A 19,486-nucleotide genomic window follows, 5' to 3' on the forward strand; every position below is an offset into this window, starting at 1 on the left:
ATCGTATGAATTTAATTTAGTTTTTTATCATTTTGAACTGCCTCGGCAGCCTCGTTAGCCATTTTAACTAATTGATTTACCAGTTTAGGGTGTTGGTCAGCCACGTTGGTTGTTTCGCCAATATCAGTAGACAAATCAAACAGGTGATGTTCTTTTAATTCGCCTGTCCAGTGCTTACCTGCCAAAACCAGTTTCCAGTTTTGGTAGCGAATACTTGATATTCCACCTTTAGGCTTAAATCCATAGATGGCCTTGTGTGGTGTTTTTGCACCGGGCTGACCACTCATCAGTGGCCAGATATTCTTGCCATCAATTATCCGGTCATTAGGAACTGAAGCTCCTGCAAGTTCCGCAAAAGTGGTGAATAAGTCCATTGCGCCAATAGGTTCGTTACAGCTTGTACCGGCTGGTATTTGCCCTTCCCAGGTCATGATGCACGATACACGTATGCCACCATCGTAACGCTCCTGGTATTTACCTTCTCTCAGCATATGTTTTCTCTCTGGATCGGTAAACCCAAATTTACCATAGCAGTTCTCCAGTTCTTTGTCGCGGTGCACCAACGGACCGTTATCGGATGAAAAAACAATGATGGTATTGTCTTCGATACCTAAGCGTTTTAGTGTGTTCATAATAATGCCAACAGAGGTGTCAAGGTACTCTACCGCATCGCCATAGGCTGCCGCTTTGCTTCGTCCTTCAAATCCTTTGGGAACAAACCACGGCGTATGCGTTTCAATGTTAGCATATTGAAGGTAGAAAGGCTTTTTTTGTTCCTTAATCGCTCTGTAAATGAACTTACAGGCTTCACGGGTAAATAACGCTGGGAGCTCAGCCAGATCATTGTTATCGCAACGTTTTATTATTTGAGCCTGCTCAATCAACGGAATAGCCGGATCGCTCACGCCATTTGGCCGCCAGCCGCTGTTGCCAATCCGTTCGGGTCCATGGTCGTTGGGATAGGGGATGCCTAAAAACTCATCAAAACCATGTACGCAAGGCAAGTACTGTGGCAAATGACCAAGATGCCACTTGCCGTATAAACCGGTGGTATACCCTTCTTCTTTTAAAAGCTCAGCAATGGTTGTTTCCAATTCATCTTCCAGTCCGTGTTTAGAATGTGGAAAGAGTACAAATAACCCCTGATTATTATTGATGCGTGGCGAATAGCGGCCGGTTAACAAAGTAGCCCGTGAAGGGGTGCAAGTGCCATGAGGAGCATAGAAGCTGGTAAATTTCATTCCTTTGGCTGCTAATGCATCCAGGTTGGGCGTTGAAATATCCTTTGAACCAAAACAACTCAAATCATCATAACCAACATCGTCGGCCAAAATATGAATAATGTTAGGTTTATTTATATTTTCTTGAGCTATTATCTGAATACCGATAAGAAACAGAAGAATTGAAATGAGTTGTTTCATTTTAGTTCGTTTTGCATGATTACTATCTCTAATAAATGATATAGTCCCATTTATTTACGCGATTTAATTGCCTCAAAGCTTTTCATCATCTGGTCAACTTTCTCCGGATACTCTTCTGCCAAATCATTTTGTTGACTTGGATCGTCCTTAAGATTGTATAGTTGAGGTTGCATTGAGAAACCAGTTTCCATATCTACACCCCAGCTTATTTTTTTGCCTCCTTTGTGAGGTGGTATCATTACCCAGTCGCCTTCGCGATAGGCTAATCGGCCTTGTAAGCCTTCTGTAACATGGTGGTTGCGACCGTTGATTGATTTGCCAATGAGTACATCGAATAATGAATGGCTATCGGGCCGTTTGTTTTCTGATTGTAAAAGTTCTGCCAGGCTTCCATAAAGGTCAACCTGTGATATTAAAGCATCGGATACACCTGGTTTAATTTGCCCTTTCCATCGGGTAATGAATGGAATATGTGTGCCGGCATCATACAAGCTGTATTTGCCACCGCGCAAGTTTCCCCATGGTGTATGATTTCCAAGTAGTTCTTTGGCCTCATCCTGATAGCCATCGTCTAATACTGGTCCGTTGTCACTCGAGAATATAACCAATGTGTTTTCGGATAAACCGAATTCATCGAGTGCTTTAAGAAACTCACTCACACACCAATCAGCTTCTAAAATTGCATCGCCGCGAGGTCCCATTCCAGATTTACCGGCAAAGCGCTGGTGTGGTACACGAGGAACATGTGGTTGATGCAGGGCATAAAACAAGAAAAAGGGTTTGCTTTGATTTTGCTTAACGAATTGCTTTGCTTTATCCAAAAAAGTGTCAGCCATATTTTCGTCTACCCATAGGGCTGATTTTCCGCCTTTCATATATCCAATGCGCGAGATGCCATTGGTGATACTCATGTCGTGGCCATGGCTTGGGTGAACTTTTAAAAGCTCAGGATTATCTTTCCCGGTTGGTTCACCTTCGAAGTTTTTACGGTAGTCTACCAGTATCGGATCGTTCTTATCCAGATTAACAACCTCACCATCTTCCACAAAAACCGTTGGTACCCTGTCATTGGTAGCTGCCATGATGTAAGAATAGTCAAAACCAACTTCATTAGCACCCAGTGTGATAGGCGCGTTCCAGTTAATATTACCATCGCCAAGCCCCAGATGCCATTTACCTACAGCTCCCGTGGTATATCCATTATCTTTTAGAAGTTTGGGTAAGGTGTTGGAGTTCGGATCTATCAATAAAGCAGCATTGCCGGCCAGCACAGCAGCTCGGTTATTTCTCCATGGATATTCACCGGTTAATAAACTATATCTGCTGGGCGTACAGGTTGCCGCAGTTGCATATCCATTTGTGAATTTTAAGCCCTCGGCTGCCATTTGATCAATACCTGGTGTGGGGAGCGTGCCGGATTGGTAGCAACTTACATCACCAATACCTAAATCATCGGCATAAATGATTACTATGTTAGGGTTTTGCTGGGATGGTGTTGAACATGAATTAAGGATGGCCATACAAATGATCCCACTTAATATTAAAATGTACTTCATCATTATTTCCGGTTATTAGTTATATAAAAGTATAATATACTTTTATTTTTTATCAAAAATACGTTTCTTCTCTTTAAAAACGAAATGAAAACAGTGCTTCTTTCGTTATATTTTTATTTGTTTCTCATTGTGTTTTAGTGAAATTATTCGAAAAATGCACTTCACTTCTAGTGTTCCGATGGTGTTATTACCTTTTGTCAGAACTTAAAGATGTCTGATTCCACTCTGCAAGTGCTAAGGATAGTCTTCACCTTATTTATAATTTCAGGATTTTCATCTGCCACGTTATTTGTTTCACCTGGATCTGCCGATAAGTCATAAAGCTCAATTGGCGCCTCAGGGTTTTTACTGATGCCATATTGAACGGCTTTCCAATTGCCCATTCTTAAAGCTTTACGGCCACCCCACACATGGAATTCCCAGTACAGAAAATCATGCTCTTTTTGTTTGCCTTTTCCGGTTAAGGTTGGCAGCATCGAAATACCATCAATGCCTTTGGGTGCTTTTTGACCTGTAATTTCTGCAAATGTTGGCATCATATCCCAAAAAGCAGAGATATGATCGGAAGTTGTGCCTTCAGGAATAACTCCAGGCCAACTGGCAATAAAAGGCACACGGATGCCGCCTTCGTATAAATCTCTTTTGTAGCCTTTGAACGGACCGTTGCTGTTGAAATAGTTTGGTTGAGCACCGCCTTCAACATGCGGGCCATTGTCTGATGTGAAAATGATGATTGTATTATCAGCTAAACCTAAGTCTTCTACTTTGTGCATAATCTCACCAACCTGATCATCTAACAGTGTAATCATTGCGGCGAAGGCTGCATGCGATTCGGCTTGTGAACCATATGGTCCTTTTCTGAAACGAGGTCCATCATCAACACCTTTATAGGTATGTTCAGGTTCAAACTTCCCACGGAAGCGTTTCATGTATTTTTCCGGCGCAAACAATTCGGCATGAGGTATGATAGATGGTACATACAAAAAGAATGGCTCATCTTTATGGTCATCAATAAACTGAAGAGTTTTTTCATGGATCAGGTTAGGGGCATAAATACCTGTTTGCTTGCCTGCATTGGCTTCTAACACAAGGCTGTCCTGATTCGCTCTTAAGAAATAAGGATAGTAATGGTGGCCAAGCATCTGACAGTTGTAACCAAAAAAGGTATCGAATCCCTGGTTGTTTGCATCGCCTTCTGAGCCTGGGTAGCCCAATCCCCATTTACCGAATGCGCCAGTAGCGTACCCCGCTTGCTTAAACAACTCTGCAATGGTAACTGCATCACCTTTTAATGGATGTTGTCCTTCGGGCTGGCGCTCTCTGTTACCACGGATATACGTGTGGCCAGTGTGCTGACCGGTCATTAAGGCACTGCGCGACGGCGCACAAACGGTGCTGCCAGAGTAGTGTTGTGTAAAGCGCATGCCCCGTTCAGCCAGCTTATCGATGTTTGGTGTTGCAAATTTGATTTGTCCATAGCAGCTTAAATCACCATATCCCAAGTCATCGGCAAGAATATAAATGATGTTTGGCTGTTGAGGTTTTTTAGTCTTTTGCTCACAGCTGATGAATATGGTACCAACAGCAAGAACTGCTAATGCAATTTTAAAGTAACGATGTAGTTTCACTGTTTATGTATTTAGTATTTTAGTCTATAAATTACTCTGTTCTTAGTATAATGATATCATATGTTATTTGCTTGTCTGTCCGTATGATGAAGAGTTTTTTATTTCTTTTTTAATGTATTAACGTAGGTTTGAACATAGCGCTGCCTTGAATGCTCTTTCCATTTAGGATCAGATACCCATATTGGTGCCTGTAGCTCCTTTTGCCAACGGTTAAAGTCATCTAATAACTCCTTAGTTTTAAGCGGATATTCCTCAGCTAAATCTGTTTGCTCAGAGATGTCGGTATCAAGATTGTACAAACGAGGTGCTTGATCATCAAACCAAATAAGTTTCCAGTCGCCTTTTCGTATGGCTCCATGATGCTGTAAACGCCAGTATAAAGCTGAATGCGGAATGTTATTACTTTGTTGTGTAATAAATGGCAATAGGTTAACACCGTCATATTTTCTATCAGGTGGGCACTCGCCCCCTGCAGCGGCTATTGAAGTAGTTAAGATGTCCAACGTGATAACAGGTTGATTATACTTGGTACCTGCTGGAATTACGTCCGGCCACTGAGCCAGAAAAGGTACATGAATTCCCCCTTCGAGAAAGGTACCTTTGGTTCCTGAGAATGGATCATTACAAGAAGCATTATAAGGCATGGCTCCTCCATTGTCATTGGTGAAGAAAACCAAGGTATTGTTGTCCAAATCCAGTTGTTTTAATTTAGTCATCACCTTTCCAACATTCTCGTCCAGTGATCGTGTCATAGCGGCGTTAATTGCTCGTTGCTCTGTTTCGAATAGGCTTTTAGCCTCTGCCAGGTAATCAGGACGAGCGTGCATTGGCGTATGAGGTGCATTGAAGGATACATACAGGAAAAAAGGATGATCTTTGTTTTCATCTATAAAACTGCATGCTTCGTCTCCAAAGGCATCAGTCAAATAAGGTAAAGCTTTATAGTTGACTTGTTCAAAATTCCGAATGATTGACCTGGCCTTACCTGCGTGATAAGTCGAGCTGCCACCAAGCATGCCAAAAAAGTAATCGAAACCACGATTACAAGGATGAAACTGTTGTTTTTCACCTAAATGCCATTTGCCTATCATTCCGGTACGATAGCCGCTTTGTTTCATTAAATCGGCAATGGTTAATTCTCCAACAGGCAGACCTAATAGCTCTTCATCAACTTTAGTATAGTTGCCTCCCAAGTTGCATTCATGTCCGAAGCGCTGCTGATAACGTCCGGTCATTAAACCTGCTCTGGAGGGACTGCATACCGGTCCACTCACATAACCATTGGTAAATGTGATTCCATTTTTAGCGATGGCATCTATATTAGGGGTTTTGATAAGCTGATTCCCATTCATGCTAAAATCGGCATATCCTGCATCATCCGAAAAAAGAATGATGACGTTAGGTTGTTGGCTTTCACCTTCTTTTTGATGTCTGTCCCCACATGCTGTTATAACTGTAGTAAGAGCAAGTGTAAGCAAACTAAAGTATTTGATTCCAATAAGCTTCATGATGTTTTAATTTGGTATATATTCCGGATTTAATTCAGTTGGAACTGGTGCATTTGTGCTTATTCGCCATTTTTCAAGTAGTTCCAGTAATTCATTTACTTTTTCCGGATTACTGGGAGCCAGATTACTTTGCTCACTCAGATCATCTTTCAGGTTATATAATTCAAAGTCGTTATTCTCAAAGTACTGAATTAGCTTCCAATCTCCATAACGAATAGCCGAGCCCGGGCGAGTGCGAAATAAAGGATCGAAGGTAGTGGTGTCGTTTTTTGCATAAGCCTCAAGGTATATTGGAAAATGCCAATACAAAGGTCTATGAGGCATTTCTGATTGTTTTGTCAGCAATGGTAGCATGGATTGGCCATCCAGCACTTTATTGATAGGTTTGGAAATTCCGGCGACGTCCAAAATGGTAGGGTAGAAATCCAGATTAGTTATTGGCGTTTCAGATTTTGTGCCCGCCGGAATTTTGCCTTTCCAATAGGCGAACATTGGTTCACGTATTCCTCCTTCGTAGTAAGCTCCTTTACCTGATCTCAAGGGCCATTGTTTAGTGACACCATAGTGTCCCCCATTATCAGATGTAAACAGGATGAAGGTATTATCTAGTTGTCCGGATGTTTTTAACTGTTTAATCATTCGTCCAATCTGTTTATCCAGATTTTCAACCATAGTAGCATAGTTGGGATTATTCTGTCCGTTCCATGTAGGCTTACCTTCGTACTTTTCTAGCAAGGGCTTATAGGGTTGTATTGGTGTATGGACCGCATAGGGTGAATAGTAAAGGAAAAACGGTTGGTCGTGCACTGTGTTAAGAAATTCAAGTGTTTTATCCATTATCAGGTTGGTAAGGTAATAATCATCGTCCGGAGCTGTTAACGAATGTACATTTCTGTATGGTGGATAATAGCTGCCGGGATTACCAGAATGATTTCCACCTATATTGATGTCAAAACCTTTGGTAGTGGGGTCGTTATTTAAATGCCATTTTCCTGAGTGGCAGGTAATATACCCGGCTTTTTTCAGAACCTCAGGGATGAGAATATTATCCTCAGGTATAGTCTCGTTGTTTTTTGTTGGAATTAGTTTCCGTGTGTTATTTTTCCCACGTTCAGATGAACCAACAGTGTAAATGCCATGACGTTGAGGCCATTGGCCACTCATCATATTGGCACGGCTGGGAGCGCAGTTCGATGCCGAAGCATAGGCATTAGTGAAGATCATACCGTCTTTAGCCAGTGCGTCCAGGTTAGGTGTTTCATAGTACTGAGAGCCCATAAAGCTAACATCGCACCATCCCATGTCATCAATATTGATAAGTATAATGTTTGGACTTTTCTTTGAACGTTCTGAAGAGTAGCTATTAACACAGCCAAAGAATGTATTCATTAGTGCAACTATGACAATTATAAGGATTATTTGCTTTTTCATTTAGGCTGATTTTATATTACATTTCTCAGGTTGATAGATTTAACCAAAATATTTAGGTCTCTACTGGTGAATAATCACTGGCGATAAAAATTTATTAAAATTAAAGGTCAGCCTGCTTTTTAAGACAGGCTGACTTAATTAAATGTGATGGAATTTTGAACTTTTCATCAGATTTCTTATTCTGCTCTTTTCCAACCTGGATTCTGAACCAGTTTTTCGTTCAAAGCCAATTCTTCCAATGGAATAGGATATAAGTAGTAATGTTCTGGGAATCCTGGAGGCACGCCCCATGGAGAAACAAAACCTACAGAAGCGCCACCCTGAATAGGTAGTTTGTTGCCGAAGTTGGCATTATTGACATACCTGCCTAATTTTTCAAGCGCTCCATACTCATGGGCTTTTCTCCATCTTCTGATATCATCGAAACGGAAACCTTCACCCATTAATTCAACTGCACGTTCTCTCCTGATTTCCCAAAGTACACGGTCCACATCAGCGTCACGCGTTGGATCATCAACGAAATTAGCAATATCTAAAGCTGCTACATTTCCACGAGCACGTAATTTATTAATGGTTAAATTGGCAGCATCCTGATCAAATTCACCTAGCTCAAACAGAGCTTCAGCCAGGTTAACCAATACCTCACCCATGCGGAATACCGGAAAATCAGTGTATTCTTTGTTTTGAATTCCGGTATGAAATTCATTGTAATACTTATGAAAACGGTAGCCAGTATAGCTCACCATAAAGCCTTGTCCCTTATTGCTTTTACGATAATGGGGCTCTTGCTTTAGGATGATACCCTGCCAGTTACTTAGAGGCAATGGCTTATGATTGGCATCCGATAAAGTGCTCATCAAATCAATATACTCACGGTGTTTTGGATCCGGATCGTATTCCCATGTTTTTTGACCAGTTGGCACAACCTGATATGGTGGAGGGGTCATATAATACAATCGTTCATCGCGGTTTCTGAATTCAGTATATGGATCCTCAGGTGCATTTACATCGCCTTCAAACATGGCACTTGTCCATATGGTTTCACCATCCTTGCATAAAAATTTGTCAATACCGCGTTTGGTGATATCCCAGTTTCCTGCCGAGTTACGATGGCGTGATGTGTGAATGTGCATCATTACATCAAATTCATAGGCCTTATAAAGAAGAATGCCATTCGTTCCATTCAAATTAGTACTATTAAACACCTGATCATAATTGCCATGCAAATTAGGAAAAGACTGGGCAAGTGCCATGCCGGCATCCGCACTGGCACGCAGGTATTTAGTTTCATCACCCAGTGAGTGGTATTTGCGCCAAGTACCTTCAAACAGCCCAAAACGTGAGATTAATGCGCGTACAACACTTTGGTCAACGACATTATCTCCTTCAGCTCGGATATTAGCTTCTGCATATTCCAAATCCGCTAACATCATAGCAGCAATTTCATCACGTGATGTTTTAGGTCCATACAACACATCCAAATCTGTTTCATTAACTAACTCATCCAAATAAATGAACTCACCATACTTAATTAACAATTGAAAATGCTCATAGGCTCTGAAAAAGTATCCGACACTGCGCCAGTGCTTCTGTCCTTCTTCATCCAACTGACTGCCTTCAAGATTGCTCAACATAAGGTTAATTCGACGAATTCTCTCGTATGGATCTGTCCAACTATCAGCATTGTTCGGCTCAACTACATTTTGCCAGAGCCAATCACGACCGATACTACCAGAGCCTTGACACATCAAATCGCCATTCCACTCATTATTGGTTGGGGTAAGATCAAAACCAGGGAAAGTATTGTAAAATCCCCAGCAGTAGGTTTCAAAATTAGCATCAGTAGTAAAAGTAGTTGGCTCTGAAAGCTGATCTAGTGGGGCTTTATCTAAAAATGCATCGCTACACCCTACAAAAAGCAGGATCATGCAAACCGATAATACGCTATATGTTTTTTTCATTTCTGTAGCTTTTATAAAATTAAAAAGTAACATTTAAACCAACGTTAAAGCTTCTTATCAACGGATAGTAAAAACCTTGGTCTTTTGATTGCAGCTCAGTATCAATACCATCAGGCATATTATCAAAACTGTGAAGATTCTCTCCAGATACGTAAATTCTGAATTTCTCAATGTTTACTTTGCTCAATAGTGATTGTGGCAATGTATAACCGAGTGTAATATTTTTGATGCGCAGGAATGAGCCATCAATCAGATACTTAGTTTGTGTTAATCGACTGTTTCCATAGTTAACACCGCCTAGGTCATAATTTCTTGGAAAATAGGCATCGGTATTTTCAGGTGTCCAATAATCCATCTGACCTTTATGCATCGTATTAAATTCCCCGGTATAAGGGAATCGAATGTTGTTATTGATATACAAATCCCGTTTGCCAACTCCGTTCAGAAGGAATGAGAAATCAAAGTTTTTGTATGATGCATTACCAAAAATACCATACTGGTAACGACGCTTATTATTACCAATAATTTTTCGGTCTCCCGGATCACTTAGCGTGCTGCTTCCTGGACTGATTTCGCCATCGCCATTCAGGTCTTTGTACATCATGTCACCAGGATTTGGATTACGACCAATAAATGCAGGAACACCTTCCTTTAAGGTTCCTCCTGTTAAATTATCATTTAAGCTTCCTTCAATAAAATCATCAACCGTATAAAAGCGATCACTTTCATAGCCCCAAATTTCACCTAGGATCTGTCCTTCGTAATAGGTGCTGATTAGCCCGGCAGGATTATCAAATCTTGTGATCTCAGCTTTATTGTCAAATAGTGTGAAACCTACGTTATACTTGAATTCATTGATGCGATCATTCCATGATATCTCTAGTTCCCAACCACGTGATTCCAAATCTGCTGCATTGGCAGGCGGAGCAACTGTACCAAGCACATCCGGCACCTTAACGGCGGCCGTAATCATGCCTAATGTTTTTCTATTGAAAACATCGAAAGAAGTACTCAATCTGTTATTAAGTAATTTTACATCTAATCCGAAGTTAAGGGTTTGAACTGTTTCCCAGGTAAAAGTCTGGCTAACTAAACTTGGTGGGTTAACAGTATTGTATCTTAAGCCCGAATCAGGATTGATCCAATTTGCATTTGTGATAGGCATACCTGGTATGGATAAGTAATTACCATTAACCTCCTGATTGCCTATTTCGCCCCATGAAGCTCTTAACTTCAGATGTGAGATGGTTTCGAAGTTTGACATAAACTCTTCTCTGGCCATATTCCAGCCTACTGAAAAAGATGGAAAGAAACCGTACTTCTCACGTGCTGCGAATTTAGAGGAACCATCGTAGCGTCCGTTGGCCTCAATAAAGTATTTCTCTTTATAGTTGTAATTGATCCGTCCAAAGTAACCCAATACGGCCCATTCGCCAAAGCTGTCGTCGGCAGTAATCGTTCCGGTAGCTGTTGATAAGGCAGGTAAGTCTGCATTTAAAAGCTCTGCTTTTCTGGCCCAAAAGTTTTCAGAATGAAATTCTTCTTTATTGATACCAGCTAATGCGTTAAAATGATGATTGCCAATTTGCTTCTTATATTTAGCATAGAAGTTAGTTGCGTTATAGGTCCTTTGTGTATTCGATTTGCGATAAAAAGTACTCTCAGAATTTCCTTCTTTTAAGGTATAGCGGTTAGCATCCACAAAGTCCAACTGCTCATCCATACTGTAGTTATTCTGATTCTTTGATTCATAGGTGTATTCTCCTGTCAAAATCAAATCTTTGAATGGCTCATATTCCAATTTACCTAATAAGCGCATGTTACCTTGTGTCTCTTCATTTGGTTGCTGCAATTTTGCCAGATTAGAAGGAGCATCATAAGGCACAGAAGTTCCATCCTCAAGAGTGTAGTTTCCTGATGCCGGTGTCCACGGTTTGGCTGTAACTGCATTGTAATAGCTCGTGCGTGGTGTAAGTTTTGAACTGTTACGGTATGCAATATTAACAGAGGCCTTTAAATTGTCAGTTAAGTCAGTGCTTAAATAGGTGGCAAAGTTGTACTTGGTATAGCGATCGTTTTCAGACACCATGATACCATTTTCATCACTGTAACCAAGTGATACGCGGTATTGAGATCTTTTACCTCCTCCACTAAAATTGAAGTTGTGAATTTGTGAAAATGATCCCTGGCCGATTAGCTCATCTATAGTTCCTGTATTGGTTAAGGGATATCTTACGCCATACTCGTCCGTGGCATAGCCTTCAGGATAAAGTCCTTTGTTATTCTTATATTCTTCCAGAAAGTTAACCCAGGTTGGGATGTCCTGATTGGTCCAGTACGAAGTTACTCCCCAGTCATTCATTGCATTAACGAAATTATAGGTCGATTCTTTTTCAGCAATATCAGTTGCCGTACCAAAACTGAAAGTGTTTGAATAGTTAAACTTTACTGGTTGGTCTTTTCCTCCTTTTTTGGTGGTAATCAAAATAACTCCAAAGGCAGCCCTGGCACCATAAATGGATGAGGCAGCGGCATCCTTAAGTACGGTAATTGACTCTACATCCTGGGGATTGACATCTTCAGATGATACCGGTACGTTATCCATTAAAATCAATGCACTACCTCCATTGATGGAAGTGGTACCCCTGATGTTGATACTTGTAGTAGCGCCTGGTTCTCCGGATGGAACTGTAATTTGCATTCCGGGTACCGTTCCCTGAATGGCTTGCATGGTATTGGTCACTGGCCTGTTGCCTAGTACATCTTCCATGGCAACAGTTGTTGTTGCACCTGTTACATTAGACTTTTTCTGGGTTCCGAAACCTACCACAACCACTTCATCTAGGCCGGTTGTTTCTTCCATAAGAGTGATGTCAATAGAAGTACGACCAGCTATTTTGATTTCTTGCTTTTCAAACCCGATGAATGTGAATAGGATGGTAGCATCTTGGTTATCGGTAATAATAGAGTAGGAGCCGTCAATGCCAGTAATTGACCCATTTGTGGTGCCTTTTTCAAGTACTGTTACTCCAGGCAGTGGATCGCCTGCAGCATCCCTAACAACACCTGTAACAGTTATCTTTGTTTGTTGTTGGGCTCCATTAGGTAGATAATGAGCGGGTTCCGTTAGGATGATGCTTTGATCGATAATCTTATAATCGACATTGTTGCTATCTAGAATTTTGGATAGTACATCCTCAATTGTTGCATTTTCCAATTCCACAGATACATGTTCTGACAAATCAATTCTTTCGTTGTGGTAGAAAAATTTATAATCAGATTCTTTTTCAATCGTTTCAAGTGCTTTTTCGAGGGATACATTTTTCAAATTGATGGTTACCCTGCTTTTCTGTGAGTAGACCGACGAAAAGGCATTAATGGTAAAAACAAGTAGTAGTAATACTGTCAGCTTCATGACTAGTAATGATTTAAACAGGACATACCTGTCCGGTGAATTTTTTTTCATATTTTTGAAATATTAAAGTGTTTTGTGCCAGTAGCAGGCTATAACATTTTATTGAACATGTTGGAGCATGTTCAGAACTAGGGGATGTTGGAGCATCCCCTAGTTCGATTTTTCTTTTCCTGGTTTATCTCATATGCTGATTTTTTATATTAGGATTTAATTTCTATAAATTGTTATTTGTTCATTTTTTATGTCATAGTCTATTTTAAATGGTGAGGTCATAACCAATCTTTGCAGCACAATATCGATGTATTCGTTTTTAGTGAACTGCCCTGTATATTTCTCTTTGGCTAGCTGTTGATCTTCTATTATCACTTTCATTCCGTACATACGTTCAATGTGTTTAGCAATTTCATTGAGTGGTTGATTTTTAAACTTGTACATGTTTTTCAACCAGTTGATTTCTTGAGCTGCAGATGGGACTGTTACAATTTCAGTACTATTGTCTCTTGCAACTCGAATCATTTCATTAGGTTTAAGAATATATTCTGTCCCTGTATTTAATTGAATGCCTACTTTACCTTTAACTAACGTTGTTTCTGTAAAGTTGTCCTCATTATATCCATTCACGTTGAATTCAGTACCATATACCTTTATATTGATATTATTTATTTCAACATAGAATGGAAGGTCTGGATTATGTGCTACTTTAAAATAAGCTTCTCCACTAAGTTTTACCCTTCTTTCATTATTCTTACCCATTGAGAGGCTAGTAAGTCTTGAACCACTATTAAGAGTTACCTGGCTTCCGTCATTAAGGGTAATTGTACCTGTTTGACCTAAAGGTATATCAGCTATAAAAGATTGATCTTGGGTATTATTGGAATTGTAATCAAAAATTAACCAGGTGCTCATAATGGCTATCAGTATTAAGGCTGCATATTTACTGGCTTGTATAAGGTACCGTTTAAATATAGATTGGTTTTTATTTGATTGCTGCTGATCAATCCATGAACTGTATTTTGCCCATGCTTCATTAACATTAAAGCGCTTCTTTTCTTCTTCCGCATCAAGTGAATGCCAGATTTCGCGTATTTCATCGAAGATCAACTGGTTTGTTTCATTCTCCTCCAGCCATTCGTTTATATTTGAAAGGGTTAGACTGTCTCTATTGCCATTCAAATATCGGGCTATATGATTGATCTTATCTTTTTCTTTGGGCATTATATTGTATTTTAACTCTAAGACACTAGAGAAACAATTTACCGCCACATGAAAATTAAATTATTTTAATATTTTATTTAAAAATTTAGTGTTTTTGGGTGTAGTTGTAACTAAATCAATGAGATGTGGTTAATTATTAATTTCAACTGAGATGGATTGAAGCGATATATTTTGTATCTGTTATTGAAGTGTGTATATGATTGAGATAATATCCGATCCGATTTTGATAGGAGTGTAAGGATTAGATGTAAAGTGTTTCAAACATTAAACTTATAAGTATTATGTTTTCAATAGGAAATTTGCTGGTTATAAGATTTAAGATGAGTTTGTTAGAAATAATTTAGTCAGTATCCATCCGTTATCTATTGAAATTTTACAAGAATCCAACGACTAAGTGCAGGTATTCTTTTAGGTCTTCTCTTAATTTCTTCAGGGCACGCGACATTTGTGTTTCAATGGTATTGACAGAAAGATCTAGCGCTTCGGCAATCTCCTTGTATTTCATTCCTTTGAAACGACTCATCTCAAATATAATGCGGCATTGTTCAGGTAGCTGCTCTAAGGCTTCTGTAATCTTCTGTTCTACTTCTTTTCCTATAAGTGTTTCGTATACTGTTTCATTGTATTCAAATGCATGTAGATGAGCTCGGTCTTCCTGATTAATTAGAGTCGTCTGTTTTTTGAAATCTCGCAAGTGGTTTAGGCAGAGATTTCTGATTGATTGATAGAGGTAGGCTCTTAATGAAGTGTGTATTTGCAGTATATGCCGCTTATTATAGAAATTTAAAAAGAAACCAGAAACAATATCTTCGGCCTCTGAATCACCTGAAAGGTATTTTGCCGCATACAAGCATAGCGACGAATAGTATTGCTTGAACACAAATTCAAAAGCGTCTTTGTTTCCTTTTTTTAACTCCTTTATCAGGAAGTTATCCCCCCTATCCATGCGAGCAATATTATTTTGGGTAAATGTTTATCAGTGCATTTTCGGGATAAAAGTAAAAAAAAAGAAAGAGGAATGAATTAATTAGTAGTTTTAATGGGGTATGATTGACTTTGAATTGAAGGTGGGAATTATAGTTGTAACAGTCTTTGTTTGTGTTGCTTTTAGTTGTTATTGTTGATTCTAATAACAATTTATTTGTAAGGTGTCGTGCAAAAAAAAGCGAGCCTTCTGACTCGCTTTCTTAAAAGATTATTTTTTGGTTTGATCAAGAACCGAAGTGGCTGTTGCAATGATACTTGATATATCGGACATATTGGATGGAATAATCATGGTGTTATTGGTTTTAGCCAATTTGCCAAATTCTCCAAGGTATTGTTCAGCTACCCGCAGGTTCACAGCATCAATACCACCTTTTTCATTAATGGCCAATGCAATTTCGCGTATTCCTTTCGCAGTTGCTGTGGCCACAAATTCAATTTCGGCTGCTTTACCTTCAGCTTCATTGATACGCTTCTGTTTCTCACCTTCTGAGCGCGCAATCAGTTCTTGCTTATCACCTTCGGCTACATTAATCTTGGCTTGCTTCTGACCTTCCGATTCGGCAATCATTGCGCGTTTTTCACGTTCGGCACGCATCTGTTTTTCCATTGCATCCTTAATACTCTGCGGTGGAGTGATGTTTTTCACTTCATAGCGGGTAATCTTCACTCCCCAAGGATCGCTGGCTTTGTCAACTGCATTTACAATGCTGGTATTAATTGTTTCGCGCTCTTCAAATGTTTTGTCTAAGTCTAAGCGACCAATGACACTACGCATGGTTGTTTGTGCAATTTGTATGGCGGCAAAGCCGTAGTTGTCAATTCCATAGGAGGCTTTTTGCGGGTCGATTATCTGCAGATACAGCACCCCATCTACTTCCACTGCAATATTATCTTTTGTGATACACGACTGTGAAGCCACATCAATAGCTGCCTCTTTTAGTGTGTGCTTGTATGAAACCTTATCAATGATTGGCATCAGGAAATGGAATCCTGCAGTTAATGTGCCATTGTATTTGCCCAGTCGTTCAACAATATATGCTGAGCGTTGCGGTACAATTTTAATGCAAGAGAGCAGAATAAAGAATACAATAATACCGATAACAATAAATACTATACTTTGTGCATCCATAAGTAAAATAAAATAAGAGGTTAAATAAATTTAGGCAGGTTCTACTTCCAAAAGCAAGCCTACTTTTCTGATGATTCTGACTTTTGTTCCTGGATTTATTTCAGTTCCAGCTGAAGCAGTCCAGCTTGTTCCTTTGAATTCAACTTTACCATCTACATCGGGCCTGATATCGACGATGCATTCGCCTACACCACCAATAAACTCTTCATCAGGATCAACAACCGGATCGGGCATTTTATAGAGTTTCTTGAGTAAAAATGAGCGGAGTAAGATTAACGATAACACTGAAGTGCTACTGAAAATCAGAAATTGCATGGCCAATGATGGCTCAAAGAGATACACACACAAGGCAGTTACCCAAGCTCCAATTCCGAAAAATAAAATAAATACACCTGGAATAACAAATTCGAGTAGTAGTAGCGCAGCACCTGCAATGAACCAGATAACTGCTTCGTTGGATAAGATTTCCATATGTTTTGTTGTGTTTGGTTTTGTATTTTAAATATAAACATAACTATTAGTTCAACCAACATAATTACATGGAAATATAATATAAAAAGAGAGGTTAGTAATTAACCTCTCAGATTATTAATGATTTATGTGTTCTTCATGATATTGCGTGCTTGATGAAATACAGCCAGACCACCCGTGGAGGTTTCTTTGTAGATGTTTGGCAAATCATGACCGGTTTGTTTCATAGCTTTTACCACTTCATCAAAAGTTATCCGGTGTCTGCCATCAGATAATAGCACATAGGTGTTATGATTTAATGCTCTGGCAGCTGCAAAGGCGTTTCTCTCGATGCATGGAATTTGGACAAGGCCTGCAATTGGGTCACAGGTGAGACCTAGATGGTGCTCCAGTCCCATTTCTGCCGAATATTCAATTTGATAGATAGTTCCTCCAAAAAGTTGTGTGGCAGCTGCCGAAGCCATGGCACATGCTGTGCCAACTTCACCCTGGCATCCAACTTCAGCACCCGAAATGGAGGCATTGTACTTAACTAAATTTCCTATTAGTCCTGCTGTAGCAAGTGCACGGAGAATCTTTTTATCGGAAGCCCCATAATAGGTTTCAACGAACTTTAGTACCGCTGGTAAAACTCCACTGGCGCCGCAAGTAGGTGCTGTTACAATATTACCGCCTGATGCATTCTGCTCAGAAACAGCCAGTGCAAAAGCAAAAATCATTGAACGACGCTCCATTTTACCACTAAAGTTTTTGGCCTTGATATAGTATGAGGCTGCTTTTCGGGGTAACTTTAATGAGCCCGGAAGAACACCCTCTTCGTCAAGTCCTTTATCAATGGCCGTTTTCATTACTTTCCATACTTTAGCAAGGTATTTCCATATGGTTGGTCCTTCAACTTCTTCAACATATTCCCAAAGCTGTTTACCGTTTTCTTCGCACCATTTGAGAATGTCTTCTAGGGTAGTGAGTTCGTATATCGATTTTGTTTCTTCTTTGGTAAAATCATCAACAACTGTACCTCCACCAACGCTGTAAGCTGTCCATCTGTCAATTTCCTCATCATTACTATTGTAGGCGTAAAAAGTTAAGGCATTGGAGTGGCGAGGTAAAAACTCTTCAGGTTTCCATTCGACACTTAAGGGGTAGTTATTTTTTTCAAATACTTGCTCAATGGCGTAATCGGTAAGGTGACCTTTACCTGTTGCAGCCAGGCTTCCATAGAGAGTAACTTTATACCGGGCGGCATCAGGCCGACGTTTGATAAACATCTCAGCTGCCTTTTTAGGTCCCATTGTATGGCTGCTAGAAGGGCCGCTGCCAATTTTATATATTTCTTTAATTGACTCCATCATAATCCTTATTTTTTGTGTTACAAAGGTAGTGAAGTGCATGATTGCTTTTCTTGTTAATGCATTCAATAAATGGTGATTTTTGTCAATTATTTTATTGGCCTTTCATCTTGAAATACAGAATTCTATCGCTTATTTTTATAGTAACTAATCCTCCATGCTATGAAATATCCAATATCTAACCAATCAATCTACCATCTTGCCAATCAGTTTGACAATACTAATCTTAAACAATTGCATTCTGAATATTGGTCGCAATATTTAACTTCCGGCAGTCATCTTTGGATGGACACGGGCGATATAGATAGTGCACGAGAGCTTTGGACTTCTGAATATTCGGCCCTTACCACCAATAATACCTTGCTTAACATGGAAGTTCAGAAGGGTGTATATGATGAAGCGTTTGTGCACTTGTCGAAAGAACTGAAAATGGACGAAAAAGATGTTCTGGTGAAAGAGATTGCTTTTGGTATCAATGCCATTCACGGATTGCGCCTGGCTCACATATTTAACTGTAAGGTGAGTGTTGAATTGCATACTGATTATGCCGATGATATTTTGCAGACGGTGGAGATAGGTAAGCGTTTACATGCTATAGCTCCACAATTTTTTATAATAAAGGTGCCATTTACAGCTGCAGGACTTTTAGCGGCCAGAATACTTCACCAAACAGGTATTCCGGTGAATATGACTTTAGGTTTTAGTGTGCGTCAAAATGTGATAGCTAGTTTGGTAGCTAAACCTGTTTATTGTAATGTTTTTGTTGGAAGGCTGGGAGCTTATTTTATAAATAATAATCTGAGCGATGGCGCTGGAATTGGTGAAAAGGTGACCATTGAAACTCAAAAATGTATGCGTAAGATAAATGAGAGAGGTTTGGCTAATACTAAACTTATTGGTGCCAGCATACGGTCAGCAGGTCAACTGCTAAGTTTGGCTGGCACTGATGTGCTTACTATACCCGTGAAAGTAATTGCTGATGCTCAAAAAAATGGCAATGTACCAACCGGTTCACATATTAATGGTACTGCGTTTAACATACCCAATGAGTTGATTAGGCAGTTTAATCTGAAGCACCTTTGGCAGGCAAGAGAACAGGAGAAAGAAGTGGCTATGCGTTTAGCTCATAAAACACCCGATACAACAGCTGACTTGATAGAGCTCTTTAATGATTATGGTTGCCACGATATCTTTCCTGATTTTGACAATAATGAAATTCAGCATTTAAGAAATGATGGTAAAATACCAGTTCATAACAAATGGGCCGTTAAAATCGAAAATTATCAGGTAGGGATTGATACCTTACTGAATAAGGCAGGCTTGCTATCGTTTATGAACGATCAGCAACAACTGGATGCGAAGATAAGCAGTGTGCTGTAAGAAAAAGCCTCGGATTTTTCAGGTCCGAGGCTTAA

The 19,486-nt window shown here is 39.7% G+C and carries 13 protein-coding genes; 1 reads left to right on the forward strand and 12 read right to left on the reverse strand.

Annotated elements, in window-relative coordinates; translation table 11 throughout:
* Positions 1 to 11: 11 nt before the first annotated feature.
* The 12 genes from KDU71_RS08705 to KDU71_RS08760 all read right to left on the reverse strand — a co-directional run bounded on the left by KDU71_RS08705 (position 12) and on the right by KDU71_RS08760 (position 18,074).
* Positions 12 to 1,421: a sulfatase family protein gene (locus KDU71_RS08705; protein WP_212189725.1), complete on the reverse strand. Its 1,410-nt coding sequence runs from the start codon at positions 1,419 to 1,421 to the stop codon at positions 12 to 14.
* Between the two features lie 50 nt (positions 1,422 to 1,471).
* On the reverse strand, positions 1,472 to 2,980 hold the full coding sequence (locus KDU71_RS08710; protein ID WP_244828297.1) for a sulfatase family protein: 1,509 nt from the start codon (positions 2,978 to 2,980) through the stop codon (positions 1,472 to 1,474).
* A gap of 194 nt (positions 2,981 to 3,174) precedes the next feature.
* Positions 3,175 to 4,605, reverse strand: coding sequence for an arylsulfatase (locus tag KDU71_RS08715; RefSeq protein ID WP_212189727.1), 1,431 nt, complete (start codon positions 4,603 to 4,605; stop codon positions 3,175 to 3,177).
* Positions 4,606 to 4,703: 98 nt separating this feature from the next.
* Positions 4,704 to 6,113 carry a sulfatase gene (locus KDU71_RS08720; protein ID WP_212189729.1) on the reverse strand — a complete coding sequence of 470 codons (1,410 nt, stop codon included), beginning with the start codon at positions 6,111 to 6,113 and terminating at the stop codon, positions 4,704 to 4,706.
* 6 nt (positions 6,114 to 6,119) lie between these two features.
* Positions 6,120 to 7,544, reverse strand: coding sequence for a sulfatase (locus tag KDU71_RS08725; protein ID WP_212189731.1), 1,425 nt, complete (start codon positions 7,542 to 7,544; stop codon positions 6,120 to 6,122).
* Positions 7,545 to 7,720: 176 nt separating this feature from the next.
* Complete coding sequence (locus KDU71_RS08730; protein WP_212189733.1) at positions 7,721 to 9,505, reverse strand: RagB/SusD family nutrient uptake outer membrane protein; 1,785 nt, start codon at positions 9,503 to 9,505, stop codon at positions 7,721 to 7,723.
* A 19-nt stretch (positions 9,506 to 9,524) separates the two neighbouring features.
* Positions 9,525 to 12,971: a TonB-dependent receptor gene (locus KDU71_RS08735; RefSeq protein ID WP_212189735.1), complete on the reverse strand. Its 3,447-nt coding sequence runs from the start codon at positions 12,969 to 12,971 to the stop codon at positions 9,525 to 9,527.
* A gap of 156 nt (positions 12,972 to 13,127) precedes the next feature.
* Positions 13,128 to 14,135, reverse strand: a complete 1,008-nt coding sequence (locus KDU71_RS08740) for a FecR family protein (protein WP_212189737.1) — start codon at positions 14,133 to 14,135, stop codon at positions 13,128 to 13,130.
* Between the two features lie 373 nt (positions 14,136 to 14,508).
* On the reverse strand, positions 14,509 to 15,081 hold the full coding sequence (locus tag KDU71_RS08745; protein WP_212189739.1) for an RNA polymerase sigma-70 factor: 573 nt from the start codon (positions 15,079 to 15,081) through the stop codon (positions 14,509 to 14,511).
* Between the two features lie 249 nt (positions 15,082 to 15,330).
* The gene (locus KDU71_RS08750; protein ID WP_212189741.1) at positions 15,331 to 16,251 is read right to left on the reverse strand and encodes an SPFH domain-containing protein; all 921 of its coding nucleotides are present in this window, start codon (positions 16,249 to 16,251) and stop codon (positions 15,331 to 15,333) included.
* A gap of 30 nt (positions 16,252 to 16,281) precedes the next feature.
* Positions 16,282 to 16,722, reverse strand: coding sequence for an NfeD family protein (locus tag KDU71_RS08755; protein WP_212189743.1), 441 nt, complete (start codon positions 16,720 to 16,722; stop codon positions 16,282 to 16,284).
* Between the two features lie 125 nt (positions 16,723 to 16,847).
* Positions 16,848 to 18,074, reverse strand: coding sequence for an L-serine ammonia-lyase (locus KDU71_RS08760; protein WP_244828299.1), 1,227 nt, complete (start codon positions 18,072 to 18,074; stop codon positions 16,848 to 16,850).
* Positions 18,075 to 18,233: 159 nt separating this feature from the next.
* Here KDU71_RS08760 and KDU71_RS08765 point away from each other — a divergent pair, with 159 nt between their 5' ends.
* Positions 18,234 to 19,451, forward strand: coding sequence for a transaldolase family protein (locus KDU71_RS08765; protein ID WP_212189745.1), 1,218 nt, complete (start codon positions 18,234 to 18,236; stop codon positions 19,449 to 19,451).
* Positions 19,452 to 19,486 lie beyond the last annotated feature (35 nt).

The organism is Carboxylicivirga sediminis (genome assembly GCF_018156225.1).
GTDB classification, from domain to species: domain Bacteria; phylum Bacteroidota; class Bacteroidia; order Bacteroidales; family Marinilabiliaceae; genus Carboxylicivirga; species Carboxylicivirga sediminis.

What these genes read in the sequence shown, in the direction of transcription:
- KDU71_RS08760 (WP_244828299.1), bottom strand. Translation starts at nt 18,074, where the DNA reads ATGATGGAGTCAATTAAAGAAATATATAAAATTGGCAGCGGCCCTTCT.
- KDU71_RS08750 (WP_212189741.1), bottom strand. Translation starts at nt 16,251, where the DNA reads ATGGATGCACAAAGTATAGTATTTATTGTTATCGGTATTATTGTATTC.
- KDU71_RS08725 (WP_212189731.1), bottom strand. Translation starts at nt 7,544, where the DNA reads ATGAAAAAGCAAATAATCCTTATAATTGTCATAGTTGCACTAATGAAT.
- KDU71_RS08755 (WP_212189743.1), bottom strand. Translation starts at nt 16,722, where the DNA reads ATGGAAATCTTATCCAACGAAGCAGTTATCTGGTTCATTGCAGGTGCT.
- KDU71_RS08710 (WP_244828297.1), bottom strand. Translation starts at nt 2,980, where the DNA reads ATGATGAAGTACATTTTAATATTAAGTGGGATCATTTGTATGGCCATC.
- KDU71_RS08735 (WP_212189735.1), bottom strand. Translation starts at nt 12,971, where the DNA reads ATGAAAAAAAATTCACCGGACAGGTATGTCCTGTTTAAATCATTACTA.
- KDU71_RS08730 (WP_212189733.1), bottom strand. Translation starts at nt 9,505, where the DNA reads ATGAAAAAAACATATAGCGTATTATCGGTTTGCATGATCCTGCTTTTT.
- KDU71_RS08740 (WP_212189737.1), bottom strand. Translation starts at nt 14,135, where the DNA reads ATGCCCAAAGAAAAAGATAAGATCAATCATATAGCCCGATATTTGAAT.
- KDU71_RS08765 (WP_212189745.1), top strand. Translation starts at nt 18,234, where the DNA reads ATGAAATATCCAATATCTAACCAATCAATCTACCATCTTGCCAATCAG.
- KDU71_RS08720 (WP_212189729.1), bottom strand. Translation starts at nt 6,113, where the DNA reads ATGAAGCTTATTGGAATCAAATACTTTAGTTTGCTTACACTTGCTCTT.
- KDU71_RS08705 (WP_212189725.1), bottom strand. Translation starts at nt 1,421, where the DNA reads ATGAAACAACTCATTTCAATTCTTCTGTTTCTTATCGGTATTCAGATA.
- KDU71_RS08745 (WP_212189739.1), bottom strand. Translation starts at nt 15,081, where the DNA reads ATGGATAGGGGGGATAACTTCCTGATAAAGGAGTTAAAAAAAGGAAAC.